Raw genomic sequence first — 11149 nt, 5'->3', positions numbered from 1 at the left:
GACGCTCCGAGCTCAACGGCGTGCTCGGACGCGACCCGTCGGTTATTCTTATCCGTGATCTCGACTCGGGTCGAGCGACCCGGCGGCCGATCATTGTTCGAAATATCCCACAGTCCGGCCTTCAATTCACGTTTACGGCTTCGACGCCCGAGCATACACCCTCGGCGCGGGCGAGCGGCGCTCTCGTCATCCCGTGCAATGGGGTGCCCGAGCATGGCATCATCGGGGCTCGTCGGTGACTCACCGGAGCATGCCATGACACGCGATTCGAGCCCCGCCACGCCGCGCCTCGCGGTCCTCGCCGCCGCACTCCTCGCCGGCGTCGCATTCCTGTACATGGTGAAGTTGATGCACGACATCTCCGCGAATGTCGCCCTGATGGCGGGCGAGATGGCATCCATGTCGGCCGACATGGGCCGGATGCGTCAGGACATGACCTCGCTTGCCCGAGACGTCTCCGGCATGGGACAGCAGGTCGCCACCCTGCCGGCCATCGCCGAGGACATGGGTCGGATGCGCATCGCGATGGAGCGCCTCTCGGGCATCGTCGGCGGCGGCGATCAAATTCCGGCAGTCAACCCGATGGGTGTGATTCAGCAGATGATCCCCGGCAGCGACCGGCGCTAAACCGCGCCCGGCGCGGTCTGCGATGTTTTTGGATGGAATCGGTCCCACGCAGGAGAAGGCGGATGGCAAAGGCGAGATACTCGGTTCAAACCGGCGACTGGGACAACGCCGGGGCCAGCGCAACGGACGACGGGGTGAACTTCTGCATCTTCTCGCGCTACGCGGCAGACATCGCACTGCTGCTGTTCGAAACGCCAGCCAGTCCCGAGCCCTACGAGATCATCGCGCTGGATCCGCAGGTGAATCGAACCTTCTTCTTTTGGCACATCTTCGTGGAGGGCTTGAGCGAGGGAGTCTTCTACAACTGGCGCATCCGCGGGGCCTGCGACACCCGCGAGATCGGGTGTCGGATGGACGGCGAGAAGGCGCTCCTCGACCCTTGGGCCGTCACGGTCGACGATCGGCTGTGGAATCGCGAGATCGCCTGTCGTCCGGGCGACAATGTCGCGACCGCGATCCGTGCGCAAGTAGTGCGCGACCGCTACGACTGGGAGGGCGACACGCCCCTGCATATTCCGCTGAACGCCGCGGTCATCTACGAGATGCACGCCGGCGGCTTTACGCGCCATCCCTCGTCCGGGGTCGCGCACCCCGGCACCTTCGGTGCCGTGATCGAAAAAATCCCCTATCTGCAGGACCTCGGAATCACCCATGTCGAGCTGATGCCGATCATGGCCTTCGATCCCCAAGACGTCCCGCCGAAGACCGCGGCCATGGGCCTCGAGAACTACTGGGGCTACAGCACCCACAGTTTCTTCGCACCGCATCCCGGTTTCGCGCTCGATCCGGCGCGTGCCCGCGACGAGTTTCGCGATCTGGTCAAGGCACTGCACCGTGCCGGCATCGGGGTGATCCTCGATGTCGTCTTCAACCACACCGCCGAGGGCGGCAACAGCGGCCCGACGATCAGTTTCAAAGGGATCGGCAACGAGGTCTTCTATCATCTGGATTTCTCCGATCGGCGCCTCTACCGCGACTACACCGGCTGCGGCAACACGGTGAACTGCAACCATCCGATCGTCACACGCTTCCTCATCGATGCCCTGATCTACTGGGTCCGGCAGATGCATGTGGACGGCTTCCGCTTCGATCTGGCCAGCGCCCTGGCGCGCGGCGAGGACGGCCATCCCCAGTATCACGCGCCGATCCTCTGGGCGACCGAGCTGTCACCCGCCCTGGGTCGTTCACACATCATCGCCGAGGCTTGGGATGCGGCCGGTCTCTATCAGGTCGGCGACTTCCCCGGCTTTCGATGGGCCGAGTGGAACGGACGCTATCGCGATCTGATACGCAGCTTCGTCAAGGGCGATGCCGGCGTGGTCGCCGAGGTGGCGACCCGGATGACCGGCTCGAGCGACTTGTATCAGAGCCGCGGACGGCTTCCCGGCAACTCCATCAACTTCATCACCTGCCACGACGGATTCACCCTCTGGGATCTGGTGAGCTACAACCTCAAGCACAACGAGGCCAACGGCGAGGATAACCGCGACGGCCACAACGACAATCTGAGCTGGAACTGCGGTGTCGAAGGCCCGACCGACGATCCGGCGATCCTCGCGTTGCGGCGACGCCAAGCCCGCAATTTCATCGCCATTCTCATGCTCAGCCAGGGCGTGCCCATGGTGCGATCCGGCGACGAGGTGCTGCAGAGCAAACAGGGCAACAACAACAGCTACTGCCAGAACAACGCCATCTCCTGGTTCGACTGGACCCTGCTCGAAGACAACTGCGGGATGCACGACTTCGTCCGGGGTATGATCGCCTTTCGTCAACGCCACCCGACCCTGCATCGCAGCCGTTTCCTGACCGGCGAGCCCGCGAATGGCCACACGTTGCCGGATATCACCTGGCACGGGGTTGGACTCGATTCCCCGGAATGGGACAACCCCGCGGCGCAATCCTTGGCCTTCACCCTCGCCGGGCTCACCGCCGAGGAGCCGCCTCTGCACATCATGATCAATATGGGAAAGGCTCCGCTGGAGTTTGCGGTTCCACCGCTCGCCGGCCGGTCCTGGCATGTGGCAATCGACACCGGCCGCGAACCCGCGATCTTGGATCATCCCGAGCCGAGCCGGTCGTCCGGATCGCGTGTCCGGGTCGCACGGCGCAGCCTGATGGTGCTCGAAGGCCGCGCCGCCTAGATTCATTTACGACCCATCAGCCGCCAACAGGGGACTTTGCTCATGCAACTCGCAATGATCGGGCTCGGCCGAATGGGCGCCAACATGGTGCTCCGACTCATGCGCGCCGGACATCGGTGTGTCGTCTACGATCGCGATCCCGCCGCAGTCGCCGCGCTGGTCGCCGAAGGCGCCGTCGGTGCGCAGGACATGGCCGATCTCTGCGCCAAGCTCGAAGCACCCCGCAACATCTGGATCATGGTCCCGGCGGCGGTCGTAGACCACGTCATCGACGACCTGATCCCCCATCTCGCAGCCGACGACACCATCATCGACGGCGGCAACTCGAACTACCGCGACGACATCGCCCACGCGAAGCGCCTCGCACCGAAAGGGATCCATTTCGTCGACTGCGGGACCAGCGGTGGCGTCTGGGGTCTGGAACGGGGCTATTGCCTGATGATCGGCGGGGAGGACGAGGCGGTCGAACGGCTCGATCCCGTCTTCGCCGCGCTCTCGCCCGGACCCGGCGAGATCGAGCGCACGGCCGGACGCGCCGGCGCCTTCAGCCGCTCCGAGCAAGGCTATCTGCACTGCGGCCCCAACGGGGCGGGCCATTTCGTGAAGATGGTTCACAACGGCATCGAGTATGCGCTGATGGCCGCCTACGCCGAGGGCTTCAATATCCTCAAGCATGCCGGTGTCGGGCTGGATGAGCATGCGGTGGATGCCGAGACCGCGCCGCTGGCCAATCCGGAGCATTATCAATACCGCATCGACGTCGGCGAGGTCGCCGAGGTCTGGCGTCGCGGCAGCGTGGTCGCCTCCTGGCTCTTGGACCTGACGGCAACGGCGCTGCGCGCGGACCCGCAGCTTGAAGGATTCGGCGGCCGGGTCTCGGACTCGGGCGAGGGCCGTTGGACCTGCCTCGCGGCGATCGAGACCGGCACACCGGCACCCTTGCTCACCACGGCGCTTTTCGAGCGTTTCAGCTCGCGCGGCGAGGCGGATTTTGCCAATCAGATCCTCTCGGCGATGCGCTATCAGTTCGGCGGCCATCACGAGAAGCCCGAACGTTAAACCGCGCCCAGCAGGGTATGCGCTGTTTTTGGATGGGGTCGGCCCCGGCAGACTTGACAAGCGTTGGAGCCGGCACGGTTTAACGTGAAGAACAAAAGGAGAGATCCCTTGCCTACGCAACGTCTGAGCGCCGAGACCACGCCACCCGCCCCGCCGAACGCCATGATCATCTTCGGTGCCGCGGGCGATCTGACCAAGCGCAAGCTGATCCCGGCCCTATTCCATCTGTGCCACGGGAACCTGCTCCCCGACACCTTTGCGGTCGTCGGGCTGGACCGGCTGGAGATGGACGACACGGCTTTTCAGGCGATGATGGCCGAGGAGGTGAAGCGCAACGTCGGAAGCGCCTGGGATGCCGACACTTGGGCGCGCTTGTGCGAGCGTCTTCACTATATGCAGGGCAACATCACCGACCAGGCGACCTATATCGAACTCTGCGAGCGCCTGTCCGGGATCGACGCAGACCGTGGGACGGACGGAAACTATCTCTTCTATCTGGCTGTTCCCCCATCGCTCTTCGGCGACATCACACGCTTGCTCGGTGCCGTCGGACTCACGGCGGAGTGCGAGAACGACTGGCGTCGCGTCATCATCGAAAAGCCGTTCGGCATCGATCTGGACAGCGCCAAGGTTCTCAACCGGATGCTCCACGAGACCCTGGACGAGGATCAGATCTACCGTATCGATCACTATCTGGGCAAGGAAACCGTCCAGAACATCATGGTCTTTCGGTTTTCCAATGGTTTCATCGAGCCGCTCTGGAACCGTCAACACATCGATCATGTCCAGATCACGGTCGCTGAATCCGTCGGCGTGGAGCATCGCGGACCCTACTACGATACGGCGGGCGCCCTGCGCGACATGATCCCGAACCACTTGCTGGTCCTGCTCGGGTTTCTCGGGATGGAGCCGCCCAACTCGTTCGACTCCCAAGCCGTGCGCGACGAGATCAACAAGGTCCTCGACGCGGTCCATCCCTTGACGCCCGAGCAGGTCCTCACCAACGCCGTGCGTGGTCAATACGGTGAAGGGGTGATGCCGAACGGCGAGAAGGTGCCCGCCTACCGATCCTCCCCGGGGGTCGACCCCAACTCGCGTACCGAGACCTTCGCCGCGCTCAAGCTGACGATGGACAACTGGCGCTGGGCCGGGGTGCCCTTTTATCTGCGCACCGGCAAGCGCCTGACGGCGCAATACACGGAGGTCGTCATCCAGTTCAAGCGGGCGCCCAAGATCATGTTCAAGGACGCCGACACCGCCCAGATGAACCCGGACATGCTGGTGCTGCGCATCCAGCCGAACGAAGGCATCCAAATGAGCTTCGGCGCCAAGATCCCGGGGCCGCGGATGCGTGTGGGCACGGTCAATATGGATTTCTGCTATGCCGACTACTTCGGCAATGCCCCGGCAACGGGTTACGAAACACTCATCTACGACTGCATGAACGGCGACGCCACACTCTTCAAGCACGCCGACACGGTCGAGAAAGGCTGGGAGATCGTCGAGTCGGTCCAGGATGTCTGGTCGGCCCTACCCGCCCGCGATTTTCCCAACTATGCCGCCGGCACTTGGGGCCCGCCCGCGGCGGGGGATCTGCTCAAAAACGACGGCCGGCTGTGGCGGCGAATTACAACGCCCGAGTAGGGAACCGCTCGAAGATAAGATGAAACCCGGAACCCGATGAACCCCCTCGAGACCCGCGACGCGCATTGTCCTTGGTGCGACGCGCCGATCGAGCTGACGATCGACGTCAGCGCCGTTCCCCAGACCTATATCGAAGACTGCCAGGTCTGCTGCGCACCGATCGTCGTCCAGGTCGCCATGGATCCGGACCTGGAGGACGACCTGGTCATCACCCTGGAGCGCGACGGTGATTGACGCCTTGCTCACGCAGGACAGGAACTGTATCGAGACCCTTCGAGATCGTTGTCGTTGTCGTTTTCGGATCGATCGTCGATTACGACAACGACAACGACAACGAACAGTCGCGACAGGTCTTGCATCCTGCGCCCGCCTCGGGTGAAATTCGCGCCCGAGCAGCGTCCCAGGCCCGACAGACGCTCAACCGCGCCAAGATCCGATAAGCCGAGGTTTTCCCGTCACGGGACCGGCGGTCCCGAATCGCTCGATCCTCGACGCGGTTTACATTCTCAACCATTCTAAAGACCTGAACCGCGTCCGCTCCGACGCGCCCGGAATCGTCAAGCGCCGAACCCACGCGCCATCGGCGAAAAGGGGCACCAGACGCGGTTCAGCAGGAGACATCATGATCGAGGTTCGCGAGCTGAGTCGCAGCTACGGCGCGCTCAAGGCGGTGCAAGCGGTGTCGTTCGACATCGGCCGCGGCGAGATCGTCGGACTGCTCGGCCACAACGGGGCCGGCAAGACCACCATCATGAAGATGATGACCGGTTATCTGGAGCCGAGCAGCGGCTCGATCCGGATCGACGGGCTGGACATCGCCGAGCAGCGGCGCGAGGCGCAACGGCGCATCGGCTATCTAGCGGAGAACTGCCCGCTCTATCCCGAGATGCGGGTGATCGACTACCTGGACTACCAGGCGGCTCTGCACGGGATGGCCGACAACCGCCGCCCCGGCGCGATCCGCCGGGCGATCGAGCGCACGGATCTCGGCCCCAAGGCGACCGCGATCATCGGCACCCTCTCGCGCGGCTATCGCCAACGCGTCGGCGTGGCCCAGGCGATCCTGCACGAGCCGGCCATCCTCATCCTGGACGAGCCGACCAACGGCCTGGACCCCTCGCAGATCCAGCAGATGCGCAGCCTGGTCCGCGAGCTGGCCCGGGATGCGACCCTGATCATCTCCACCCATGTCCTTCAGGAGGTCGAGGCGGTGTGCAGCCGGGTACTCATCATGCGCGGCGGCCAACTGGCGCTCGACAGCGCACTGGATGCCATCGGGCGACCCAGGCGGCTGCTCGTCACACTCGACTGCTCGCCCGAGGTGGCGCGGCCGGTGCTCGCCCGGATCGAGGGAGTCACGGGGGTGGATGCCTGGGACGGTGACGCCGGTCTGCGGCATTTCGCCCTGAGCGCTGCGGATCCGCAGGCGCTCGCGCCGCTGGTCGCCAGGGCGCTCGGCGGACAACCCTGGAACCTCTATGAGCTCGCGCCCGAGCGGCGTGACCTCGAAGACCTCTTCGGAGCCGTCACCCTGGAGCAGATGGAGGTGGCTTATGTCTGACATCCTGCGCGTCGCACGCCGCGAGCTCGGCGCCTTCTTCGGCTCGCCCGTCGCCTATCTCTTCATCGGCGCCTTCCTCGCGGTCTCGCTCTTCGTGTTCTTCTGGGTCGACGCCTTCTTCGCCCGCAACGTCGCCGATGCGCGCCCTCTGTTCGACTGGATGCCGGTGTTGCTCATCTTTCTCTGCGCCGCCCTGACCATGCGGCTCTGGAGCGAGGAGCGACGCGCCGGGACGCTCGAAACACTCATGACCCTGCCGGTGCCGACCCTGAATCTGGTCCTCGGTAAGTTCCTCGCGGCCCTGGCCCTGGTCGCGATCGCCTTGGCCCTGACGCTGCCGATCCCGCTGACCGTCTCCTTTCTGGGTCCGATGGACTGGGGCCCGGTGATCGGTGCCTATCTGGCAACCCTGCTGCTGGCGTCGGCCTATCTGGCGATCGGCCTCTTTGTCTCGTCGCGCACCGACAATCCGATCGTCGCACTGATCGGGACCACCCTGGTCGGCGCGATCCTTTACCTGATCGGCACCCCGGCCCTGACCAGCCTGGTCGGGCATGGCGGCGGCGAGCTGCTTCGACTCATCGGCAGCGGCTCGCGCTTCGAGTCCATCACACGCGGCGTGATCGATCTGCGCGATCTCTACTACTACCTGAGCATCGTCGGTGCCTTCCTCGCCCTCACCCTGTACAGCTTGGAGCGGTTGCGCTGGGCCGAGCAGGGCGCCAACCGGCGGCATCATCGACGCTGGACCCTGGTGACCGGGCTTGCGGTCGCCAACCTCCTGGCCGCGAACCTCTGGCTCGGCGCCATCGGCAATGCCCGCGTGGATCTCACCGAGGGTCGGGTCTACTCGATCTCGGAGGCGACCCGGACCTATCTGGGCCAGCTGCAGGAGCCACTCCTGATCCGCGGCTATTTCAGCGCGGACACGCACCCCTTGTTGGCCCCGTTGGTCCCCCAGATCCGCGATCTGCTGCGCGAGTATCAGATCGCCGGCGGCGGCCGCGTCCAGGTCGAATTCGTCGACCCTCAGCGCTCGCCCGAGCTCGAGCGCGAGGCCGGCGAGCAATACGGGATCCGTCCCGTCGCCTTCCAGACCGCGACCAAGTATCAGGCCTCCGTGGTCAACTCCTATTTCGACATCCTGATCAAGTACGGCGATCAGTTCGAGACGCTCGGCTTCCAGGACCTGATCGACGTGAAGGTCCAGGGCGAAACCGATCTGGACGTGCGTCTGCGCAACCCCGAGTACGACCTCACCCGCGTGATCCGCAAGGTCCTCTACGGCTATCAGGGCGCCGGCGATCTCTTCGCCAATCTGACCGAACCGGTGCGTTTCCGCGGCTTCATCTCGCCGGCCGATCGCCTGCCCGAGCCCTTGCCCGAGCTGCGGGCCGACTTGGAGTCGATCCTCTCGGAGCTTGCCGCGAACGGCGGCGAGCGCTTCAGCGTCGAGATCCAGGATCCGGCGGCCGGCGACGGCACGCTGGCCCGGACGATTGCCGAGCAGTTCGGCTTCGAGCCGCTGGTGGTCAGCCTGCTCGATCCCACGCCCTTCTATTTCTACATGGTGCTCGAATCCGGCGATCAGGCCGTTCCGGTACCGCTCCCCGAATCGCTCGATCGGGCGGGTCTGGCACGCGCCATCGAGGCCGGCATCAAGCGTTTCGCTCCGGGGGTGCTGCGCACCATCGCGCTCTACACGCCGCCGTCGATGCCCGGGATGTTCGGCGAGCCGAGCCCCGGACCCGGCTACGCACTCTTGCAGGAGACCCTGCGCAGCGGATTCAATCTGCGCGAGACGGATCTCACCTCCGGTCAGGTCGCCGAGGATACCGATCTGCTCCTGGTGGTCGGGCCAGCGGCGATGGACGAGCGCCAGCAGTTCGCGATCGACCAGTTCCTGATGCAGGGCGGGACCGTCATCCTGGCCGCATCCAGCTTCGATCTGGACCTGGCCGGGGGCTCCATTGCGGCGCAAGCCGCCCCGACCGGGTTGGAGGACTGGTTCGCGCATCAGGGGCTGACACTCGAGCCGAGCCTGGTGCTCGATCCCAAGAACACGCCCTTCCCGATCCCGGTGCAGCGCGATCTGGGCGGCTTCGTGGTCGAGGAGATCCAGACGCTCGACTATCCCTATTTCGCGGATGTCCGCAGCGACGGACTCGCCCAGGACTCCGGCATCACTGCGGCCCTCGGCCAGATCACCATGAACTGGTCCTCGCCGATTCAGGTCGATGCCGAGATGAATGCCGATCGGCGCGTGATCGAGCTGATCCGCAGCTCCTCCGGGTCCTGGGCCAGCACGTCGGAGGACATGCAGCCCGACTTCGAGACGCACGGCAGTCTCGGTTTCCCGCGCGGCGAGGAGCGCGGCAGCCGAGTGCTGGCCGTCGCGGTCGAAGGACGCTTCGGCTCGGCCTTCGCGGGGCGTCCTTCGCCGCTCCTGGAAGACTCGCTCGGAGAGACTGCGTCGGAAGACAACGGGCTGGACGACACCGACCCGCAGGCGATCGACCCCGACACGGGCGAGCCTGTCGCGGACAAGACCCCGGTCATCTCGGGTGTGGTGGAGACCTCGCCCGCTTCGGCACGACTGATCCTGATCGGCTCCTCGACCTTCCTCTCGGACACCGCCATCAGTTTGGCGACCGAGGCGACCCAGAGCCGCTATCTGGCTCCGCTCGAACTGGTCCAGAACGCGGTCGACTGGTCGTTGGAGGATCGCGGCCTGCTCACCCTGCGCGGACGCGGCCAGTTCAACCGGTTGCTCGAGCCGGTGGGTCGCGAGGGTCGCATCTTCTGGGAGACCCTGAACTATGTCCTGGCCCTCGCCGGACTGGCCTTGGTGTATTGGCTCTACCGCCGCGCCAGGGCACGACGCGAGCGGGCCGACGAGGCGATTTTGGGCACTCAACCGCGTGCTTGATCCAAGGTTAAACCGCGCCAGCTCCGGCGGTCGTCACGTCTGCCGGGGCCGATCCCATCCACAAACATCGCATACCGCGCCGGGCGCGGTTTAAGACGAGAATGACCGACATGACTGTTCAATCCGACACCGGCTGGCGCCCCGACCTGCGCGCGCCGATCGTCCTGGGGCTGGCCGGGTTGCTGCTCCTGCAGATCCTGATCGCGCTCGGCCTGAATCTCGGCAGCGGTCACGCGCTTGCACCGAGCGCAACCGACACACCCCTGCTCGGGATTGCGCCCGATCAGGTCCAGGGCCTGCACATCGAGAGCGGCGACGGGGCCGAGTCCGTAACCCTTGTGCGTCGCGACGACACCTGGGTCGACGCGGATCTGGATGACCTCCCGGTTCAAAGCGCCAAGGTCGAGCAATTCCTCGACGACCTCGCCGCGTTGAAGCGACCCCTTCCGATCGCGACCAGCGAAGAGGCCCGCGAGCGCTTCAAGGTCGCCGATGACGCCTTCGAGCGGCGCCTGACGCTCGACGGCGAGACGGGACCGATCGCCGGACTCCTGATCGGCGACTCTCCGGGCTTCAAACGTGTCTTCGCGCGTCTTCCGGGGGAGACGGGCGTCCATGAGCTGAGGCTTGCCTTGTCCGACGTCTCCGCACGACGCGACGACTGGATCGAGGTCGGGCTCCTGCGCTTGGAGGGCGAGCCGATCAACCGCATCGCCACGCGCGATTGGACCCTGAGCAAGGACGAGACGGGCGTCTGGGCGCTCGCAGGCGACGATCGGCTCGTCGATCAAGAGACCGTCTCGGCCCTGATGCTGCGTCTGGCCAATCTGGGTTACCGCGGCGTGCTCGGCGTCGTGGATGATCCTGTCTACAATCAGCAGGATCCGCTGGTCGAGCTCGAGATCGGGCTCGCCGACGGCTCGAAGCGGCACTATCGAATCTCGCAAGCCAAGGACAGCCAGGACTATGTCCTCAAGGACTCCGAACGGCCTTGGTACTTCAAGCTCTCCGAATTCGATCTGGGGGAGCTGCTCGACATCGAGGTCGCACTTCTTCTTGCGGCCGACGACGCGGCCGATCCATCGGCAAGCGTCGAGCCCTCGAGCCCCTCGGAGATACCGCCGATGCCGGAGGAGCTCAGCGAGGAGCCGCAACCCGCCGACTGAGACATCGTGGGCTTGCGTCCGA

The 11149-nt window shown here is 65.2% G+C and carries 8 protein-coding genes; all 8 read left to right on the top strand.

The window, feature by feature from the left end:
- Positions 1 to 255 precede the first annotated feature (255 nt).
- The 8 genes from KFB96_RS02155 (at position 256) to KFB96_RS02120 (ending at position 11127) form a co-directional block, all read left to right on the top strand.
- Entirely contained in the window at positions 256 to 627 is a 372-nt protein-coding gene (locus KFB96_RS02155; protein WP_213458743.1) for a hypothetical protein, read from the top strand.
- A 62-nt stretch (positions 628 to 689) separates the two neighbouring features.
- A complete protein-coding gene (glgX, locus tag KFB96_RS02150; protein WP_213458742.1) occupies positions 690 to 2768 on the top strand; it encodes a glycogen debranching protein GlgX in 2079 nt (692 codons plus the stop codon).
- Between the two features lie 42 nt (positions 2769 to 2810).
- A complete protein-coding gene (gene gnd, locus KFB96_RS02145; RefSeq protein ID WP_213458741.1) occupies positions 2811 to 3827 on the top strand; it encodes a phosphogluconate dehydrogenase (NAD(+)-dependent, decarboxylating) in 1017 nt (338 codons plus the stop codon).
- A 108-nt stretch (positions 3828 to 3935) separates the two neighbouring features.
- Entirely contained in the window at positions 3936 to 5471 is a 1536-nt protein-coding gene (gene zwf, locus KFB96_RS02140; protein ID WP_300971238.1) for a glucose-6-phosphate dehydrogenase, read from the top strand.
- Positions 5472 to 5507: 36 nt separating this feature from the next.
- Positions 5508 to 5705 (top strand): CPXCG motif-containing cysteine-rich protein, encoded by a 198-nt coding sequence (locus tag KFB96_RS02135; protein WP_213458740.1) that lies wholly within the window; start codon positions 5508 to 5510, stop codon positions 5703 to 5705.
- 388 nt (positions 5706 to 6093) lie between these two features.
- Positions 6094 to 7032, top strand: coding sequence for an ABC transporter ATP-binding protein (locus tag KFB96_RS02130; RefSeq protein WP_213458739.1), 939 nt, complete (start codon positions 6094 to 6096; stop codon positions 7030 to 7032).
- Positions 7025 to 9961, top strand: a complete 2937-nt coding sequence (locus KFB96_RS02125; protein ID WP_213458738.1) for a Gldg family protein — start codon at positions 7025 to 7027, stop codon at positions 9959 to 9961. The genes KFB96_RS02130 and KFB96_RS02125 overlap by 8 nt, the downstream gene beginning before the upstream one ends.
- A gap of 110 nt (positions 9962 to 10071) precedes the next feature.
- Complete coding sequence (locus KFB96_RS02120) at positions 10072 to 11127, top strand: DUF4340 domain-containing protein (protein ID WP_213458737.1); 1056 nt, start codon at positions 10072 to 10074, stop codon at positions 11125 to 11127.
- The last annotated feature ends 22 nt before the right edge of the window (positions 11128 to 11149 follow it).

The organism is Thiocapsa sp. (assembly GCF_018399035.1).
Taxonomy (GTDB): Bacteria; Pseudomonadota; Gammaproteobacteria; order Chromatiales; family Chromatiaceae; genus Thiocapsa.
This window is presented reverse-complemented; position numbering and strand designations above follow the sequence as displayed.

Excerpts from the sequence above, each read along its gene's own strand:
- KFB96_RS02155 (WP_213458743.1), top strand. The coding sequence starts at position 256 with ATGACACGCGATTCGAGCCCCGCCACGCCGCGCCTCGCGGTCCTCGCC.
- glgX (WP_213458742.1), top strand. The coding sequence starts at position 690 with ATGGCAAAGGCGAGATACTCGGTTCAAACCGGCGACTGGGACAACGCC.
- gnd (WP_213458741.1), top strand. The coding sequence starts at position 2,811 with ATGCAACTCGCAATGATCGGGCTCGGCCGAATGGGCGCCAACATGGTG.
- KFB96_RS02135 (WP_213458740.1), top strand. The coding sequence starts at position 5,508 with ATGAACCCCCTCGAGACCCGCGACGCGCATTGTCCTTGGTGCGACGCG.
- KFB96_RS02130 (WP_213458739.1), top strand. The coding sequence starts at position 6,094 with ATGATCGAGGTTCGCGAGCTGAGTCGCAGCTACGGCGCGCTCAAGGCG.
- KFB96_RS02125 (WP_213458738.1), top strand. The coding sequence starts at position 7,025 with ATGTCTGACATCCTGCGCGTCGCACGCCGCGAGCTCGGCGCCTTCTTC.
- KFB96_RS02120 (WP_213458737.1), top strand. The coding sequence starts at position 10,072 with ATGACTGTTCAATCCGACACCGGCTGGCGCCCCGACCTGCGCGCGCCG.